Origin of the sequence: Sphingobium sp. TCM1 (assembly GCF_001650725.1) — a bacterium.
Lineage (GTDB): Bacteria > Pseudomonadota > Alphaproteobacteria > Sphingomonadales > Sphingomonadaceae > Sphingobium.
On sequence record NZ_LXVX01000002.1, the window covers coordinates 268250 to 284715 of the forward strand.

The 16466-nt window shown below is 64.5% G+C and carries 20 protein-coding genes; 17 read left to right on the top strand and 3 right to left on the bottom strand.

The genetic code is table 11. The annotated features are described in order from the left end of the window. Positions 1-115 precede the first annotated feature (115 nt). Positions 116-451, top strand: coding sequence for an ArsR/SmtB family transcription factor (locus A7Q26_RS02470; protein ID WP_066856029.1), 336 nt, complete (start codon positions 116-118; stop codon positions 449-451). A gap of 63 nt (positions 452-514) precedes the next feature. Here A7Q26_RS02470 and fabG read toward each other — a convergent pair whose 3' ends face one another. Then, positions 515-1255: a 3-oxoacyl-[acyl-carrier-protein] reductase gene (fabG, locus tag A7Q26_RS02475; RefSeq protein WP_066856032.1), complete on the bottom strand. Its 741-nt coding sequence runs from the start codon at positions 1253-1255 to the stop codon at positions 515-517. An 18-nt stretch (positions 1256-1273) separates the two neighbouring features. Further along, entirely contained in the window at positions 1274-2209 is a 936-nt protein-coding gene (gene fabD, locus A7Q26_RS02480; protein ID WP_066856291.1) for an ACP S-malonyltransferase, read from the bottom strand. A gap of 160 nt (positions 2210-2369) precedes the next feature. Here fabD and A7Q26_RS02485 point away from each other — a divergent pair, with 160 nt between their 5' ends. From A7Q26_RS02485 to A7Q26_RS02515, 7 genes are all read left to right on the top strand, one after another. Then, a complete protein-coding gene (locus A7Q26_RS02485; protein ID WP_198162815.1) occupies positions 2370-3842 on the top strand; it encodes an efflux transporter outer membrane subunit in 1473 nt (490 codons plus the stop codon). Next, positions 3832-5358 (top strand): efflux RND transporter periplasmic adaptor subunit, encoded by a 1527-nt coding sequence (locus A7Q26_RS02490; RefSeq protein WP_066856036.1) that lies wholly within the window; start codon positions 3832-3834, stop codon positions 5356-5358. The genes A7Q26_RS02485 and A7Q26_RS02490 overlap by 11 nt, the downstream gene beginning before the upstream one ends. A 5-nt stretch (positions 5359-5363) precedes the next feature. Further along, positions 5364-6077, top strand: a complete 714-nt coding sequence (locus A7Q26_RS02495) for an ABC transporter ATP-binding protein (protein WP_066856038.1) — start codon at positions 5364-5366, stop codon at positions 6075-6077. Then, positions 6077-7282, top strand: coding sequence for an ABC transporter permease (locus A7Q26_RS02500; RefSeq protein ID WP_066856041.1), 1206 nt, complete (start codon positions 6077-6079; stop codon positions 7280-7282). The genes A7Q26_RS02495 and A7Q26_RS02500 overlap by 1 nt, the downstream gene beginning before the upstream one ends. Positions 7283-7394: 112 nt before the next feature. Beyond that, a complete protein-coding gene (locus A7Q26_RS25480) occupies positions 7395-7559 on the top strand; it encodes a hypothetical protein (protein WP_198162808.1) in 165 nt (54 codons plus the stop codon). Positions 7560-7763: 204 nt separating this feature from the next. Then, positions 7764-8141, top strand: a complete 378-nt coding sequence (locus tag A7Q26_RS02510) for an RcnB family protein (protein WP_066856047.1) — start codon at positions 7764-7766, stop codon at positions 8139-8141. A 149-nt stretch (positions 8142-8290) separates the two neighbouring features. After that, the gene (locus A7Q26_RS02515) at positions 8291-8710 is read left to right on the top strand and encodes a BLUF domain-containing protein (protein ID WP_232313643.1); all 420 of its coding nucleotides are present in this window, start codon (positions 8291-8293) and stop codon (positions 8708-8710) included. Here the strand turns inward: A7Q26_RS02515 and A7Q26_RS02520 are convergent. Next, entirely contained in the window at positions 8689-10089 is a 1401-nt protein-coding gene (locus A7Q26_RS02520; RefSeq protein WP_066856050.1) for a GntP family permease, read from the bottom strand. The two genes, A7Q26_RS02515 and A7Q26_RS02520, sit on opposite strands and share 22 nt — an antisense overlap. A 256-nt stretch (positions 10090-10345) precedes the next feature. On the opposite strand from A7Q26_RS02520, the gene rpsF reads away from it, so the two are divergent. The 9 genes from rpsF to A7Q26_RS02565 all read left to right on the top strand — a co-directional run bounded on the left by rpsF (position 10346) and on the right by A7Q26_RS02565 (position 16454). Then, positions 10346-10768 (top strand): 30S ribosomal protein S6, encoded by a 423-nt coding sequence (gene rpsF, locus A7Q26_RS02525; protein WP_066856054.1) that lies wholly within the window; start codon positions 10346-10348, stop codon positions 10766-10768. Between the two features lie 13 nt (positions 10769-10781). Next, positions 10782-11006: a 30S ribosomal protein S18 gene (gene rpsR / locus A7Q26_RS02530; protein ID WP_004212076.1), complete on the top strand. Its 225-nt coding sequence runs from the start codon at positions 10782-10784 to the stop codon at positions 11004-11006. A gap of 13 nt (positions 11007-11019) precedes the next feature. Next, a complete protein-coding gene (gene rplI, locus A7Q26_RS02535) occupies positions 11020-11616 on the top strand; it encodes a 50S ribosomal protein L9 (RefSeq protein WP_066856057.1) in 597 nt (198 codons plus the stop codon). Positions 11617-11812: 196 nt separating this feature from the next. Continuing rightward, a complete protein-coding gene (locus tag A7Q26_RS02540) occupies positions 11813-12880 on the top strand; it encodes an extracellular catalytic domain type 1 short-chain-length polyhydroxyalkanoate depolymerase (RefSeq protein ID WP_066856060.1) in 1068 nt (355 codons plus the stop codon). 129 nt (positions 12881-13009) lie between these two features. Then, on the top strand, positions 13010-13342 hold the full coding sequence (locus A7Q26_RS02545) for a hypothetical protein (protein ID WP_066856063.1): 333 nt from the start codon (positions 13010-13012) through the stop codon (positions 13340-13342). After that, positions 13339-13572, top strand: a complete 234-nt coding sequence (locus A7Q26_RS02550; protein ID WP_066856066.1) for a hypothetical protein — start codon at positions 13339-13341, stop codon at positions 13570-13572. The genes A7Q26_RS02545 and A7Q26_RS02550 overlap by 4 nt, the downstream gene beginning before the upstream one ends. A gap of 103 nt (positions 13573-13675) precedes the next feature. After that, entirely contained in the window at positions 13676-14605 is a 930-nt protein-coding gene (locus A7Q26_RS02555; RefSeq protein ID WP_066856069.1) for a DUF808 domain-containing protein, read from the top strand. A gap of 126 nt (positions 14606-14731) precedes the next feature. Further along, entirely contained in the window at positions 14732-16042 is a 1311-nt protein-coding gene (locus A7Q26_RS02560) for an MATE family efflux transporter (protein ID WP_066856300.1), read from the top strand. A 91-nt stretch (positions 16043-16133) separates the two neighbouring features. Further along, positions 16134-16454, top strand: coding sequence for a hypothetical protein (locus A7Q26_RS02565; RefSeq protein WP_066856072.1), 321 nt, complete (start codon positions 16134-16136; stop codon positions 16452-16454). The last annotated feature ends 12 nt before the right edge of the window (positions 16455-16466 follow it).

The following is a 16466-nucleotide window of genomic DNA, read 5'->3' on the forward strand; positions in this document are numbered from 1 at the left end:
GACTCAAAAGACTCAGCCCTCTGGAGTGGCTGACTTTTTTTGGTTAACGATGCTGCAAGGCGTTCCAGCGCAGCAAGGCTTGCCCCACTCATAACCATCTGGTTATGACGTAACCATGACCGAAATATTGCAAGATGAGCGCGGATCCAGCATCGACGCGCAGTTCAAGGCCTTGTCGGACGGCACGCGCCGCGCCCTGCTGGAATATCTCGTGCGTGAAGGCGAACAAAGCGTCCATGCCCTGACGGCAGTGGCGGGCGTATCCCAACCCATGGTGTCCCGCCACCTGGGCAAGCTCAAGCGAGCGAAGCTCGTGACAGCCCGCCGGGCGGGCCGCGAAACCTATTATTCCGCACGGTCCAAGGGGCTGGCGCCGGTGGTGCAATGGATGGCGGTCTACGGCGCGCTCTGGTCGCAGCGCTTCACCGCTCTGGAGGGAATGGAGGCATAGCCCCGCCTTCCAGGCGCTTCGAGCGAGTCCGTAAGTCCCTCCGGACCCGCTCGAAGCGAGGGATCAGATCATCGCCATGCCGCCATTGACGTGAAGCGTCTGACCGGTGACGTAGCCGGCCTCGCGGCTCGCCAGATAGACGACCGCCGCGCCGATATCGTCACCGTCGCCCAGGTCGCCGGCCGGGATCTTCGCCAGGATCGCACCCTTCTGCGCATCATTGAGCGCATCGGTCATGGCCGAGCGGATGAAGCCGGGCGCGACGCAGTTGACGGTGATGCCGCGGCTCGCCAGTTCCTGGCCCAGCGATTTGGACATGCCGATGATGCCCGCCTTCGACGCGCAATAATTGGCCTGGCCGGGATTGCCGGTCACGCCGACCACCGACGTGATGGAGATGATGCGGCCGAAACGCGCCTTCATCATCGGCTTGGCGGCGGCGCGGACGAGGCGGAAGGCGGCTTCCAGATTGACCTGGATGACCTGGCTCCATTCCTCATCCTTCATGCGAAGGATCAGGTTGTCTCGCGTGATGCCGGCATTGTTGACGAGGATGTCGATCTTGCCGCCCAGCGCTTCCACCGCCTGCGGCACCAGCGCATCGACCGAGGCCGGGTCGGACAGGTTGCAGACGATCGTCTTGTGGTCGCCGCCCAGATCGGCCGCGAAAGCCTTGAGCTTGTCCTCATTGCTGCCCGACAGGGCGAGCCTCGCGCCGCGCGCTGCAAGTGCCTTGGCGATCGACGAACCGATGCCACCCGAGGCGCCGGTCACCAGCGCGGTCATTCCTGTGAGGTCGAACATATTATATTCCTTATCCAGTCAGAACGCCGCCAGCGCGGCCTCGATATCGTCCATCGTCACGATGCTGCGGACGGTGGCGTCGGGCGCGATGCGCTTGATCATCGGGCCAAGCACCTTGCCGCCGACTTCGACGAATTCGGTGACACCCGCATCCCACATCGCCGCGACCGATTCACGCCAACGCACGCGCCCCGTCACCTGCTCGACCAGACGCATCTTGATCTCTTCGGGATCGGCGATCGGCGCGGCGAGGACGTTGGCATAGACCGGCAACAGCGGCGCGCTGATGGCGGCCTTGGCCAGAGCCTCCTCCATCGCTTGGGCAGCGGGCTGCATCAGCGGACAGTGGAAGGGCGCGGACACCGGCAGCAGGACGCCGCGCTTGATGCCATGGTCCTTGACCAGCGCTACCGCGCGCTCGATCGCGCCGCGATGGCCGGAAATCACGACCTGCGAGGGATCGTTGTCATTCGCGACGGTGCAGACTTCGCCTTCGGCTGCGGCGTCGGCCAGTGCCTGCGCCTTTTCGATGTCGGCACCGAGCAGCGCCGCCATCGCACCCTCGCCCACCGGCACGGCGGCCTGCATCGCCTGGCCACGCAGTTTCAGAAGGCGTGCGGTGGTGCCGATGTCGAACGCATCGACAGCGCAGAGTGCGCTATATTCGCCCAGACTGTGCCCGGCGACATAATCGCCCTTGTCGGCCAGCGAGAAGCCGGCTTCCTTCTGCATTACCCGCAAGGTCGCGATGGCATTGGCCATGATCGCCGGCTGAGCGTTTTCAGTCAGGGTCAGGTCGCTTTCCGGCCCTTCCACCATGAGGCGGAACAAATTTTGCGACAGGGCGTCATCGACCTCCTGAAACAGCTCCCTTGCCGCCGGGCTGGCGTCGGCCAGCACCCTGCCCATGCCCACCGACTGGCTGCCCTGCCCCGGAAAAACAAATGCCCGCATCATCAACTCCCAGCCCAAGCGCCCGGCCAAAAAGCGCTGAAATCCAAAACCGTTACACTTTGAGACATAAATGTCATTGAGACGTACATATCCCTGCGGCAGGCAGGGCATGGACGTCCGCCGTCCCGTATGGGGGCGGCGCGTGGCGGCCCCTTTAACGATGACGGAGTGCAAGGAAAAGGTGCGATATCGCATAACCTGGATCAGCGGGACGGCCCTGATGCTGTCCGCCTGCGCCGCCGGACCCGATTATCGCGCTCCGCAGACGGCCGCGCTGGGGGTGCCCGCCGCCTATAGCCAAGGCGATGGCGCGGCGTTGAACGACGCAGATCTCGCCCGATGGTGGACGCGCCTGAATGATCCTACGCTCAGCAGCCTGATCGACCGCGCGATCACCGGCAATCTGGATATAGTGCAGGCGCAGGCGCGCCTCCGCCAAGCGCGCGAAAACCTGCGCCAGGCCAATGCCAGCTTCCTGCCACAGGTCAGCGGATCAGCCAGCGGCGGCAAGAATTATCGCAGCCAGGCTGGCGGCACGCGTACCGACAGCAGTGGCAACGTCATCAGCCTGGGTTCCAGCAACTGGTCCAGCAGCTATTCGGTCGGCGCCAATGCCAGCTGGCAGATCGATCTGTTCGGCGAACTGTCTCGCACGGCGGAGGCGGCGCGCGCCGACCTCAGCGCGTCGGGCTACGACCTGGCCGCCGTGCGGATGACGATCATATCCGAACTCGTCACCAATTATGTGCAGGTGCGGCTCGCGCAGGAGCAGTTGAAGGTCGCGCGGGAGACGCAGGCGATCCAGCAGAATAATTACAGCATCGCCAACTGGCGGTTACAAGCCGGCCTCGTCTCCTCACTGGACGAGCAGCAGGCCAGGGCGCAACTGGCCCAGACCAGCGCCAGCATCCCGCAACTGGAAGCGAGCCTGACGAGCAGCCTCAACCGCATCGCCGTGCTGACCGGCCAAGCGCCGGGCGAAGCGACCCGCGCGCTGCAAGCCCCTGCCCCGATCCCCATCGCGTCGACCGACATCGCGACCGGCATACCCGCCGACACGCTACGCCAGCGGCCGGACGTGCGCGGGGCCGAGCGCGCGCTGGCCGCCGCGACCGCGCAGATCGGCGTGGCGCAGGCGCAGCTGTACCCGTCGCTCGGCATCAGCGGCAACATCGGCACCACGTCCAACGCTTTCAGCGACCTGTTCAGCCTGATTACCGGCGGCGTCTTCGCCAACGTGGCGCAGACCATATTTGATGGCGGCCGCCTCGCTTCGCAGGTCCGCTCGCAAAAGGCGGCGACCGACGCCGCCTTCGCCGCCTACAAGCAAAGCGTCCTCACTGCGCTGGAGGATGTCGAGAATGCCATGGCTTCCCTGTCGAGCGCCCGCGCGCGCAAGACCGCCTTTGCCACCGCCCTCGAAGCTTCGAACAATGCCGCAATCCTGGCGCGCAGCCAGTATCAGGCCGGGCTGACCGACTTCCAGACGCTGTTGACCAGCGAATCCACCCTTTTGAACGCGCGCAACAGCCTTGCTTCCGCGCAATCCGATGAGATCCTCGCCATCGCCCAGCTCTACAACGCGCTGGGCGGCGGCTGGCAGAGCATGGAAAACCGCCCCAATGAGCAATGACGTGACCAAGGATCAGGATCTGGACGAGTTTCTGGGCGCCAAGCCGCAGAAGCCGTGGCGCAAATGGGCAGTCCGGGGCGGCGTCGCCGCGCTGTTGTTGATCGTCATCCTGCTGCTCGCCTGGCGCTTTTCCGGCGACGACCAGCCCGATTATGCGACGCGCGAGGTGCGCAAGGGTGACCTGACCGTCACCGTTTCCGCCACCGGCAACCTCAAGCCGATCAACCAGGTCGATGTCGGTTCCGAACAGTCGGGCAAGATCACGCAGGTGTTCGTCGACGTGAACGACCGGGTCACGCGCGGCCAGCGGCTGGCCGAACTCGACACCCGCCGGCTGGTCGACACGGTGAACCAGAACCGGGCGCAGGTCGCGTCGAGCCAGGCGAGCGTCGCGCAGGCGCAGGCGCAGGTCGCTCTGGCGAAGGCGACGCTCGACCGGCAGGAAAATGTCTTCAGGCTGTCGGGCGGCCGCGTGCCGGCGAAAACCGAACTGGATTCGGCCCGCGCCGACTATCAGGGCGCGATCGCCAATCTGCGATCGGCGCAGGCGCAGGTGAACGTGTCGCGCGCGCAACTGTCGACCGCACAGACCAACCTGTCGATCGCGCAGATCGTGTCGCCCGTAAACGGCGTGGTGCTATCCCGCGACATCGAGCCGGGCCAGACCGTCGCGGCGTCGCTCAACGCACCCGTACTCTTCACACTGGCAGAAGATCTCACCCAGATGGAAGTCGAGGTGTTGGTGGACGAAGCCGATGTCGGACAGGTAAAGGAAGGCCAGACCGCCAATTTCGCCGTCGATGCCTTCCCCGGCCGCACCTTCCCCGCGAAGGTCACACGGGTCAATGTCGGGTCGAATGCATCGAGCAGCAGTTCCTCCTCGTCCAGCACCACCACGACCAGCACCAGCGGCACCGTGGTCGCCTACACGGCCGTGCTGTCGGTCGACAACAAGGACGAAACGCTGCGCCCCGGCATGACCGCGACAGCCGACATCGTAACGCAGGAACTGAATGACGTGCTGCTCGTCCCGAACAGCGCGCTGCGCTTCAAGCCGAGTAGCCAAGCACAAGGCGGCGGCATCACCAGCGTGCTGCCCGGCCCCGGCCGGATGCGACGGGGCGGCGCCAACCGCCAGGTCAGCTTCGGCGCGGGCAGCAGCCAGACTGTCTATGTCTTGGGCGAGGACGGCAAACCCAAGGCGGTACAGGTGATCGTGGGCGCCAGCGACGGATCGCGCACAGTCATCACCGGCGGCGACCTGAAAGCCGGTGCGCGCGTCATCACGGGCCAGCTTGCCAAAGGCCAGCAGGCGCCGGCAGAAGACCAGAATAGCGACACGAAAAACCGTCAGGACGCGCGCGATCGGCAGCGCAACCCTTCGGCGGACGGCACGCCGGCGAGCGTCGGAAAGCTGGGCAATTCGGGCGACGCCGCGACCGCACCGGCCGCGCCGCTACAAGGCCAGGCTGCTCCGTCACAGACGCGCGGCACCGGCCGTCCGAGCGGAACCTGAGCCTCATGGCCTCCATCCTTTCTGACGATCCGATCATCTCCCTGCGCGGCGTGACCAAAGTCTATGGCGAGGGCCCAACGGCCTTCCAGGCGCTGAAGGGCATCGACCTCGATATCGCGCAGGGCGATTTCGTCGCCGTGATGGGGCCCTCAGGCTCGGGCAAATCGACGACGATGAACATTCTCGGCTGCCTGGACGTGCCGTCTGGCGGAGAGTTTCTGTTCAAGGGCCGCCATGTCGAGACCCTGGACCGCGACCAGCGCGCGCTGCTGCGCCGCCGCTACCTCGGCTTCGTGTTCCAGGGCTTCAACCTGCTGTCGCGCACCACGGCGCTGGAGAATGTCGAGTTGCCCCTTCTCTATCGCGGCGAAGACAAGCAGACCCGTTACGACATGGGCATGGCGGCGCTCGACAAGGTGGGCTTGCGCGACTGGTGGGATCATACGCCCGCCGAGCTGTCAGGCGGCCAGCAGCAGCGCGTCGCCATAGCCCGCGCCATCGTGACCCAGCCCGACGTGTTGCTGGCGGACGAGCCAACCGGCAACCTCGATTCGGAGCGCTCGATCGAGATCATGGAATTGCTGACCGACCTCAACCGCAACAGCGGCATCACCGTCCTGATGGTGACGCACGAACCGGACATGGCGGCCTTTGCGCGCACCATCGTCCATTTCAAGGACGGCCATGTTGAACGGGTCGAGGAAAGGTCGAAGGCGTAATGCTAGGCACCACCATCATCCTCGCCTTTCGCGCGATCAACCGGCACAAGCTACGCAGTTTCCTGACCACGCTGGGTATCATCATCGGCGTGGCCGCGGTCGTGACCATGGTGACGCTGGGCAATGGCGCGACGGCGGCCGTGCGCGAACAGATCAGCTCGCTGGGTGCAAATGTCCTCCAGCTGCGTCCCGGACAGGGCTTCGGCCGCGGTGGCGGTGGTCCGCGCCCGCCCGACTTCAAGCCGGGCGACCTGGCCGCGATCGAGAACCAGCTGACGGGCGTGCGCGCTGTCGCGCCGGTGGTGCAGTCGAGCGGCACCGCCATCTATGAAGGGAATAACTGGTCGACCACGGTCTATGGCACGACGTCCGCCTATTCCGAGGTGCAGCAGTGGAAGGTGGCGGACGGACGCCTCTTCCTCCCTGATGAAGAAGAAGCCGGGAAATCCGTCTGCATCATCGGCAATACGGTCCGCACCAACCTGTTCCAGGGTGCCGAGCCGACGGGAAAGCGGATGCGGATCAAAGGCGTCAGTTGCCAGGTCGTGGGTGTGCTGGCGACGCGTGGCCAGGGCGGCTTCGGCGACCAGGACGATGTCGTCGTCATGCCGATCAAGTTCGTCCAGCGGCGCTTCACCGGCGACCGCGACATCAGCCAGATCATGGTCGCTGTCGACGACGCCTATGATACCAGCACCGTCCAGGCCAGTCTGGAAGAACTGATGCGCGAACGGCGCAAGATCAAGGCGGGCGATCAGGATAATTTCAACGTCTTCGACACCAAGCAGATCAGCGACACGCTGACCGGCACCACCACCATATTGACCCAGATCGTCGGGGCGGTAGCGGCGATCTCTCTGCTGGTCGGCGGCATCGGCATCATGAACATCATGCTGGTGTCGGTGACCGAGCGCACGCGGGAAATCGGCATCCGTCTCGCCATCGGCGCTGTCGCGCGCGAAGTTCTGATGCAGTTTCTGGTCGAGGCGATCGTTCTGTCGTGCCTTGGCGGGCTGATCGGCCTGTTCCTGGCGCTGATCGCGTCCCTCGCCATCGCCCCACTGATGCAGGTGCCGTTTCTGTTCGACGTGAAGGTCAACCTGATCGCTTTCCTCTTCTCGGCGGCTATCGGCGTGGTGTTCGGCTATTTCCCGGCGCGGCGCGCGGCGGCGCTCAACCCGATCGACGCGCTGCGGCACGAATAGGCAGGATCGTTACATTTTCGTACATTCCCCGCCGTTCAAGGCATATTCATGCGACATTCCGCGCGCATCTTCCTTTCCACGGCGCAACAGGGCGTCGTGGAAAGGTACATTCATGAAGACCATCGTTCTAAGCCTCGCTGGCAGCGCCCTGATCCTGGGCCTCAGCCTCTCTCCCTTCGCTACTTCCGCCAGCGCACGCACCATCAGGACGGGAGCCGGGCTGCCCCTGCTCGCGCGGGCCGAAGTGATCGCCACGCCCTTGCCCGATTGCCGATGATCGGCCCGACCCTGCCCCCCTTCCCTTGCCCCGAAGATGCCCCTTCGAGGCTTTCTGTTGAGAGAAGCCATCCGGTCGGGAATCGGGTCTCGTTACATTTTCTGACAAACTATGTCCGCCACTGACACATTCACGCGACAAGCCTCTCCTAACTCTGTCTTCGACGCCACGGAATGGCGCCCGAAACAAGGCAAAGGAGCAAATATGTTCAGGAAGATCATCATGGCCCTGGCCACCACCACCCTGGTCGCCAGCCCCCTCATCACCGCCCAGGCGCAGGCCGCCCCGGAGCATCGCCAGGAAACCAGCCGCACCGTCATCAAGCAGAAGCCCAATGGCAGCACCGTCGTGAAGCAGCAGACCGTCGTCCGCAAGGCGACCCCGGCGCCGCGCCGCTGGGCCAAGGGTCAGCGCTTCGACCGGCGCTATGCCACCAATTATCGGGTCGTGAACAATTATCGCGACTATCGCCTGTCCGCCCCGCCGCGCGGCTATCAGTGGGTCCGCTCCGGCAATGACGCCGTGTTGATCGCGATCACCAGCGGTCTGATCGGCGCCGTCGTCGGCAGCGCCATCCGCTGAACCTGGATACTTCGCGGAGCCGGAACGTCGCACGATGCCCCAGGGGATTCCCCCCCCTGGGGCATTTTTATGATCAAGGTTAAAAACCGGATCTTAAATGATGGAAGGCCATAGGGACGATGCCGGGGGGCACGCATTCGGGAACCTTCATGTCTTTTTACCAGATCATGTATATCAGCAGTGCCAGCGGCACAGTGACCCCTTCTCAATGTGCGACCATCGCCAGACTGGCGGCCGCTAGCAACCGTTCGGTCGATGTCACGGGACTGTTGCTGTTCAACGGCAAGCGCTTTCTTCAGGTCCTGGAAGGACCGAAGGCCGCAGTCGAGCGCATCTATGATCGCATCAGGCAAGACGATCGCCACTGCGCCATGGTCAAGCTGCGTGAAATGACCATCGAGGCCCGGGAATTCGGTGAATGGGGAATGGCCTATGACGACTCGGCCAATCCCACCGCGAGCCTGAAGGACAAGGTCGTCGCGCTTCTCGACAGAGCCGGTCCCTCAACCCGCGCGGATTTCATCGGTTCAGCCGGAATGTATCGGGATCAGACCCAGCCTGTCATATAAAAGACGGCGATCACTATGAATACGGTCAGCGTCTTGATGATCGTCAGGGCGAAGATGTCCTTATAGGCTTGTCGATGAGTGAGGCCCGTCACCGCCAGCAGCGTGATGACGGCGCCATTATGCGGCAGGCTGTCCATCCCGCCCGACGCCATTGACGCAACGCGGTGCAGCACCTCGCGCGGGATGCCCGCAGCATCGCCCGCCGCCACGAACTGTTCCGCCATCGCGGCAAGCGCGATCGACAACCCGCCCGACGCCGATCCGGTGATGCCGGCCAGCGAGGTGACAGTGATCGCTTCATTAAGCAGGGGGTTAGGGATCGCGCGCAGCGCTTCCTTGACGAGGAGGAAGCCTGGCAGCGCCGCGATTACTGCGCCGAACCCATATTCCACTGCCGTGTTCATCCCCGCCAGCAGCGCCCCGCCAACCGCCGCCTTCGACCCTTCGGCAAAGCGCCTGGACACCGTCCGGAACGCAAAGAGCAGAATCGTGCCGATCCCCAGCAGCAGCGCCCCCTCGACCGCCCAGAGCGCAGAGACCTGCGCCAGCTTGACCGCCACCGGTTCGACCATGCCCGGCAGCGACAGCGTAACCTCCTCCCACGTCAGCCAGCGCGGGATGGCCAGCGTCAGCAGAAGATTGCCCACGCCAACGACGATCAGCGGCAGCAGCGCGACCAGCGGATGGACGGGCGCGCCGTCGTTCACCGTCTCCGGTTCGTTGACCAGCGTTTCGGGCGCGCCATAGCCCTCGCCCGTCGCCATCAGGCTGCGTCGCCGCCACGCCAGATAGGTCAGCCCAGCCGCCATGATGCAAGCCGAACCGATCAGGCCCAGTACCGGCGCCGCCCAGGCGGTGGTGCCGAAGAAGCTGGTCGGAATGATATTCTGGATCTGCGGCGTGCCCGGCAGCGCGTCCATGGTGAAGGTCAGCGCACCAAGGCCTATGGTCGCCGGCACCAGTCGCTTGGGGATGTCGGCGCGGCGGAACATCTCGGCCGCGAAGGGATAGACGGCGAACACGGCGACGAAGACCGACACGCCGCCGTAGGTCAACAGCGCGGTCACGATCATGATCGCCGGGATTGCCCGGCTGGCGCCGATGAAGCCGATCACCGCGATCACGATCGCGCGGGAAAAGCCGGAAATCTCCACCAGCTTGCCGAACAGCGCGCCCAGCAGGAATACCGGGAAATAGAGCTTCAGGAAACTCGCGACCCTTTCCATGAACAGGCCGGAAAAGGCGGCGGGCACGGCGGTCGGGTCGGTCAGGAACACCGCCAGCATGGCGAGCAGCGGCGCCATGACGATGACGCTCATGCCGCGATAGGCGGCGATCATCAGCAATATCAGCGACAGGGCGGCGATCGCTACGGCCATGAACTCTCCTAGACTATTTTCTATCGCCCGATTTAAGAAGAAAAACAGGGCTGCGACAAGCAGGGGCCGCGCGGCATTATTGCCCGCCCGCGACGCACCGATGCGGCCTTGCTTTCCTCACGCTTTTCCGCCATAGGGGCGCCTTCGCATCGGCTCCGGGGTGACTCGGCGTCACCGCGAGGCATTGAGACGACAGCCGGAGGGGCGTTCCACATGGGGTGGACGTCAGCGATCGGCCAACAGATGAGGCTTACCCATGGCTCTTTACGAGCATGTGTTCCTTGCGCGCCAGGATCTGGCACAGGCGCAGGTGGACGCCCTGGCGGAAACCGCCACCAAGATCGTCGAGGAAAATGAAGGCAAGGTGACCAAGGTCGAGACCTGGGGCCTGCGTTCGCTCGCGTACAAGATCGCCAAGAACCGCAAGGCTCACTATGTGATGCTGAACATCGATGCCCCGGCCGGCGTCGTTGCGGAACTGGAGCGCCAGACCCAGATCAACGAAGACATCATCCGCTACATGACCGTCAAGGTCGACGAGCTGGAAGCTGGCCCTTCGGTCATGATGCGCAAGCAGGAGCGCGCCGAGCGTGGTCCGCGCGGCGATCGCGGTGACCGTGGCCCGCGCGAAGATCGTGGCCCGCGCCGCGAGCGCGAAGAAGCCGCTGCTGGCGAATAAGGAGATCTGAAACATGGCACGCCCGTTTTTCCGCCGCCGCAAGAGCTGCCCCTTCGCCGCCAAGGATGCGCCGAAGATCGATTACAAGGACGTCCGTCTGCTCCAGGGCTTCGTGTCCGAGCGCGGCAAGATCGTCCCCAGCCGCATCACGGCTGTGTCCGCCAAGAAGCAGCGTGAACTGGCCCAGGCCATCAAGCGCGCCCGTCACCTGGGCCTGCTGCCCTACATCGTGAAGTAAGGGAGAAAGACCCATGGAAATCATTCTCCTCGAACGCATCGAGAAGCTGGGCGCCATCGGCGACGTCGTGACCGTCAAGGACGGTTACGCGCGCAACTATCTGCTGCCCAACAAGAAGGCGCTGCGCTCCAACAACGCCAACAAGAAGGTCTTCGAGGCCAACCGCGCGAAGATCGAAGCCGACAACGCCGCTCGCCGCTCGGATGCCGAAAAGGCTGCCGAAGGCGTCAACGGCAAGCAGATCGTCCTGATCCGCCAGTCGTCGAACGCCGGCCACCTTTATGGTTCGGTCGCCGTCCGTGACGTCGTCGAAGCGCTTCACGCCGAAGGCATCACCAACGTCACCAAGGCGATGGTCGTGCTGGAACGCCCGATCAAGACCCTGGGCGTCTTCGACGTCAAGGTTGCGCTGCACCCGGAAGTCGCCGTCACCATCACGGTGAACGTCGCCCGCTCGCCTGAGGAAGCCGAGTTGCAGGCGCAGGGCGTCGACGTGATGGCCGACCTGTTCGAAAAGGACGAGGCGGGCTTCACCGAAGACTATGACCCCAATGCGGAACCCGGTGAAATCGCCGCCGTGACCGAAGAAGCCCCGGCCGAAGACGCCTGAGCTTCCTGAACGGAACCGACAGGAAAGCCGCCCCTCTCAGGGCGGCTTTTTTGTTGGGTGGCGGTTTGCGAGAAGGCGCACGTCATCTCGACAAAGAAATGCTGCATCGCAGGATCATTGCGGCGCGCGACCCGTTATCCTGTTCTGGCGCGCCGCATGGTGCGGCCCACCGGCCGATCGCCAGCAGGGGGTTTCGATGAAAAATCCGTTCACTTCCGCGCTCAAGGCCGCGCGACTGATCAGCAAGGGCCGCACCATGTCGGCCGCGCTCGTCATGCAGCGCGCGCTGATGCCACCCATCCAGCCAGCAAAACGATCAGCCCCGCGCAAGGCCGCGACGGCAAAAGCCGCAAGAGCGCCAGTGCGGCGCCCGCCTGCGCGCCCCTTGCCCGGCAGCTTTATCGACGGCGTCCTCGACAGCAAGCACGGATCGCTCCGTTACAAGCTCTACACCCCCAGAGGATCAACCCGCCGTCGCCTCCCGATCGTCGTGATGCTGCACGGCTGTTCTCAGTCGGCCGGCGATTTTGCGGCGGGAACACGGATGAACAGCCTTGCCGACGAACTGGGCGTCATCATCCTGTATCCCGAGCAATCCGCGTCGGCCAATGTTGGCCGCTGCTGGAACTGGCACAGGCCGGATAACCAGGTGCGGGGTCGCGGCGAACCAGCCATGATCGCCGGCTTGACCCGTCATGCGATCGCGCTGTGCCGGGCCGACCCGTCGCGCGTCTACATAGCGGGGATTTCTGCGGGCGGAGTGGCGGCGGCGATCATCGGTCAGGCCTATTCCAATCTCTTCGTGGCCGTCGGAGTGCATTCGGGCTTGGCCTGCGGAGCGGTCGATAGCCTCGGCAGTGCTCTGGCCGCGATGCGGGGCCGGGCGCCATTGATCCGGGCCGCGCGTGAGGTGCGCCCCCGGCCGACCATCGTCTTCCATGGCGATTGCGACAAGGTCGTGCATCCCTCCAACGCGGACAGCTTTCGCGCACAGCTCGAAAGATCGACCCTCGGTCCCATCGTCACCCGCACGCGCCAGGGTCAATCCGCAGGCGGACGCGCTTTCACCCGGACGGAGCATCGCACTGCCCGAGGCGACGTCATGCTGGAAAGCTGGACCATCCATGGCAGCGGCCATGCCTGGTCAGGCGGCGCGCGCTCCGGTTCCTATACGGATCCGGCTGGGCCGGATGCTTCGCGGGAAATGCTACGATTTTTCCTGGCGCACAGACGCAGGCCAGCGACCGGCGACGCCAGCCGCTAAATATTGCCGGAATTCCTGGCGCGTCCAAGCGGGACCGCTAAATACCCGCCGCGTGCGCTTGTCGACGAATTTCGATGCGATATCGTTATGATATGCGGAACGGCCGCCCCATCCGTGCGTTCGATACTCATGGAAAACCGATCCCTGATCGAACGTCTGGCGCGCCAACTCTCCGCCAACGACCCGTCCGACTGGCCAGCCAGGGTCGAGGATGCGGCCAGCATTCTCGCCCTTCTCAAGGAGCCGGACGACGCCATGCGCGAGGCGGGCGACGTCATGGTATGGGGCGCGATGATCGACGCGGCGCTCCGCACGCGCTGGAGCGTCGCGCCATCGGTCAGCCAGGAGGAGCCGGCCATCGGATCGGATGAGGAAGGCGAGATCCGCCTGACCCCGGACGCAGTCGGTAATGACCGCGCCGAGTGGATTCATCTTCATCAAGGGCAGGAGAAACCATCATGAAGGGGCTGCTGAAACTGGCCATCGTCACGGGCCTTGGCGCGATTGCGCTCAAGGGGTGGCGCGAATGGATGGGCGACGGACGGGTGCCGGACGATCGAGGGCCGGTCGGTTCGTCCGGCGTCGTGCGCGATGCGGGACCGCAGCACGGGATAACGTCCCAGGAATGGGACAAGGTCGACGAACAGTCCGATGAGAGCTTCCCGGCCAGCGATCCGCCGGGCAATTACTGACACTGCTTCGCGCTCTTCACCCGCATTGCCCCGACGCTGTGCCCTCTCTATGAGACGGGCGCAGGGACGGCGCCGCCGCCTGCAACAGGGGGAATGAACGACTATGCCTTCGGGTCTGATTGCGCTGCTCGACGACGTGGCGGGCATTGCCAAGCTGGCCGCGACATCGCTGGACGATGTCGCGGGGGCCGCTGGCAAGGCCGGGTCGAAGGCTGCCGGTGTCGTGATCGACGATGCTGCCGTGACGCCCAAATATGTCATGGGCCTGACCCCCGACCGCGAATTGCCGATCATCTGGAAGATCGCCAAGGGATCGCTGCGCAACAAGCTGGTGTTTCTACTGCCTGCGGCGCTGCTGCTGTCCGCCTTCGCTCCCTGGCTGTTACCGCCGCTGCTGATGCTGGGCGGCGCCTTCCTCTGTTTCGAGGCGGTGGAGAAACTGCTGGAAGCGATTCAGGGTGGACATGATCTGGCGGAAGAGGCGCTCGAGACCCACAGTTCGGTCGATCTGGAAAATCAGAAGGTGTCAGGCGCGATCCGCACCGACTTCATCCTGTCGGGAGAGATCATGGCGATCGCCCTCGGCACGGTCGCGACCGAACCGGTGTGGGAACAGGCGATCATTCTTGTCGTGGTTGCCCTGCTTATCACGGCCGGCGTCTATGGCGTGGTCGGCCTGATCGTGAAGATGGACGACATCGGTCTGCACCTGACCGAACGTGACAATGCCGGATCGAAGGCGCTGGGCCGTGGCCTCGTCAAGGCGATGCCGGTCCTCATGTCAATTCTAGGCGTGGTCGGCACGGCGGCAATGCTATGGGTCGGTGGCGGCCTCATCGTCCATGGCCTGCACGAATTCCACGTCGACGCCATTCCCGGCACGATCCACCATCTGGCCGAAGGCGCCGCGGGAGCAATTCCGGCAATCGGGGGCTTCCTGGACTGGCTGGTAAATGCCCTCGGCGGCGCGATCGTCGGGCTGATAGTGGGCGGGATCATCGTCGGCGCCCTGCACCTTTTCAAGAAACATTGAGGCAAATAGGGCAAGGCTGGCGAGTCTGATCGCCGGCGCAGCACCATTTCTGACGGGACCATCGACGTGACCCACCCCTCCCCCTGGCGGATCGAGGCCGGCGCGCTGATCGCGCTGGCGCTGCCGATGATCGCGGGCAATATCGCCTGGTCGGCGATCGCCGCGACCGATCTGTTGCTGCTCGGTCGCCGGGGTGCGGAGAGCGTGGCGGCGGGTGCGCTCGCCATCAATCTGTTCCACGCGTTGCTGATCTTCGGCATGGGCCTCGTCACCGCCGCCTCGCCGCTGATTGCAAGCGAACGCGGACGCCGCCGCCATAGCGTGCGCGACGTGCGCCGCACGGTCCACCAGACGTTGCGCGCTGCGGTCTTCTTCGTCCTGCCTGCCTGGGTCCTCCTGTGGGAATGCGAGACGATCCTGCTTGCCATGGGACAGCAGGCGGACCTGGCGCAGGGCGCAGGCCAGTTGATGCGCGGGCTGCAATGGGCGCTGCTCCCCTTCCTGTGCTTCACGACATTGCGCAATTTCATTGCCGCGCTGGAACGACCGGTCTGGGGGCTGCTCATCATGCTCGCCGCCATCCCCGTCAATGTCGTTATGGGGTGGGCCTTGATCTTCGGTCATCTGGGCCTGCCCGCACTCGGGCTGTTCGGCGCGGGGCTGGCAAGCACCATCTCCTCCAGCTTCCTCTTCCTGGGGCTGCTGGCGGTCATCCTGGTAGACCGACGCTTCCGCCGCTACAGCCTGATGGGGCGCTTCTGGACTCGCGATCGCGAACGGCACCGGGAGGTCTGGGCGCTGGGCCTGCCCATCGCGATCACATTGGGATTCGAAACCACGGTGTTCAACGCCTCCGCCTTTCTCATGGGCCTCATAAGCCGCGATTCGCTCGCCGCCCATGCCGTCGCCATCCAGATTGCCGCCCTGGTCTTCATGGTGCCGATGGGCATCGGGCAGGCCGCGACGGTGCGTGTCGGCATCGCCTATGGCCGCAAGGATCGCGCTGCAATCGGGCGGGCCGGATGGCTGGCGCTGATGATCGGCACCGGCTTCGCCTGCTGTGCCGCCGCCCTGCTGATCCTGATGCCACGCAGCCTGGTGTCGGCCTTCCTTGACCTCACCGATCCCGCCAATGCCCAGACGGTGCGCCTTGCCGTCAGCTTCCTCGCCGTCGCCGCGCTGTTCCAGTTGGTCGATGCGGCGCAGGCGGTCGGCGCTGGCGTGCTGCGCGGGGTGCAGGACACCAAGGTGCCGATGATTTTCGCCCTCCTTGGATATTGGGTGGTCGGCATCGGTGTCGGCACGCTGCTCGCCTTCCCCTTCCGCATGGAGGGCGTCGGCATCTGGCTGGGTCTGGCGAGCGGCCTAGGCGCAGTGGCACTGCTGCTCATCACCCGCTGGAGCCTGCGCGAAAGGCTCGGACTGCTGCCCGCCTGATCGTTTCGTCGCGGCGATTGCACGGCAGGAACATGGTGCAGCGCACAAAGCAATTGAAAGAATCGCAAAAATCGGTCAGGGAAAACCGATCATGCAAGCCCCGACCGAGATTTTTGAAGCGATCGCGCTCCAGAAGTGCCTGAAGGTGACCTACAACAAGATGGTGGTCACGCTCGCGCCGCACATCCTCTATACCCGTCATGACGAGATGTACATCGACGCGGTGACCACGGATCGCGACGGCCGCCCGCCCCGCGAACTGAAGCTCGGCACCTTCAAGCTGGCGGGATTGTCCGACCTCCAGGTTCTGGATGAGACGTTCGAGGCGATGTACGGCCTCTACAATGACGGCGACGACAAATATAAGGGCGTGACCCTGTTCGCCGTAGCCCCGGAAAGCCAGGCGGCCTAATCCGCCCCGAGG

Bases quoted from the DNA above. Each gene is read 5' to 3' on its own strand.
- A7Q26_RS02470 (WP_066856029.1), top strand. From the start codon at position 116: ATGACCGAAATATTGCAAGATGAGCGCGGATCCAGCATCGACGCGCAG.
- fabG (WP_066856032.1), bottom strand. From the start codon at position 1,255: ATGTTCGACCTCACAGGAATGACCGCGCTGGTGACCGGCGCCTCGGGT.
- fabD (WP_066856291.1), bottom strand. From the start codon at position 2,209: ATGCGGGCATTTGTTTTTCCGGGGCAGGGCAGCCAGTCGGTGGGCATG.
- A7Q26_RS02485 (WP_198162815.1), top strand. From the start codon at position 2,370: ATGACGGAGTGCAAGGAAAAGGTGCGATATCGCATAACCTGGATCAGC.
- A7Q26_RS02490 (WP_066856036.1), top strand. From the start codon at position 3,832: ATGAGCAATGACGTGACCAAGGATCAGGATCTGGACGAGTTTCTGGGC.
- A7Q26_RS02495 (WP_066856038.1), top strand. From the start codon at position 5,364: ATGGCCTCCATCCTTTCTGACGATCCGATCATCTCCCTGCGCGGCGTG.
- A7Q26_RS02500 (WP_066856041.1), top strand. From the start codon at position 6,077: ATGCTAGGCACCACCATCATCCTCGCCTTTCGCGCGATCAACCGGCAC.
- A7Q26_RS25480 (WP_198162808.1), top strand. From the start codon at position 7,395: ATGAAGACCATCGTTCTAAGCCTCGCTGGCAGCGCCCTGATCCTGGGC.
- A7Q26_RS02510 (WP_066856047.1), top strand. From the start codon at position 7,764: ATGTTCAGGAAGATCATCATGGCCCTGGCCACCACCACCCTGGTCGCC.
- A7Q26_RS02515 (WP_232313643.1), top strand. From the start codon at position 8,291: ATGTCTTTTTACCAGATCATGTATATCAGCAGTGCCAGCGGCACAGTG.
- A7Q26_RS02520 (WP_066856050.1), bottom strand. From the start codon at position 10,089: ATGGCCGTAGCGATCGCCGCCCTGTCGCTGATATTGCTGATGATCGCC.
- rpsF (WP_066856054.1), top strand. From the start codon at position 10,346: ATGGCTCTTTACGAGCATGTGTTCCTTGCGCGCCAGGATCTGGCACAG.
- rpsR (WP_004212076.1), top strand. From the start codon at position 10,782: ATGGCACGCCCGTTTTTCCGCCGCCGCAAGAGCTGCCCCTTCGCCGCC.
- rplI (WP_066856057.1), top strand. From the start codon at position 11,020: ATGGAAATCATTCTCCTCGAACGCATCGAGAAGCTGGGCGCCATCGGC.
- A7Q26_RS02540 (WP_066856060.1), top strand. From the start codon at position 11,813: ATGAAAAATCCGTTCACTTCCGCGCTCAAGGCCGCGCGACTGATCAGC.
- A7Q26_RS02545 (WP_066856063.1), top strand. From the start codon at position 13,010: ATGGAAAACCGATCCCTGATCGAACGTCTGGCGCGCCAACTCTCCGCC.
- A7Q26_RS02550 (WP_066856066.1), top strand. From the start codon at position 13,339: ATGAAGGGGCTGCTGAAACTGGCCATCGTCACGGGCCTTGGCGCGATT.
- A7Q26_RS02555 (WP_066856069.1), top strand. From the start codon at position 13,676: ATGCCTTCGGGTCTGATTGCGCTGCTCGACGACGTGGCGGGCATTGCC.
- A7Q26_RS02560 (WP_066856300.1), top strand. From the start codon at position 14,732: ATGATCGCGGGCAATATCGCCTGGTCGGCGATCGCCGCGACCGATCTG.
- A7Q26_RS02565 (WP_066856072.1), top strand. From the start codon at position 16,134: ATGCAAGCCCCGACCGAGATTTTTGAAGCGATCGCGCTCCAGAAGTGC.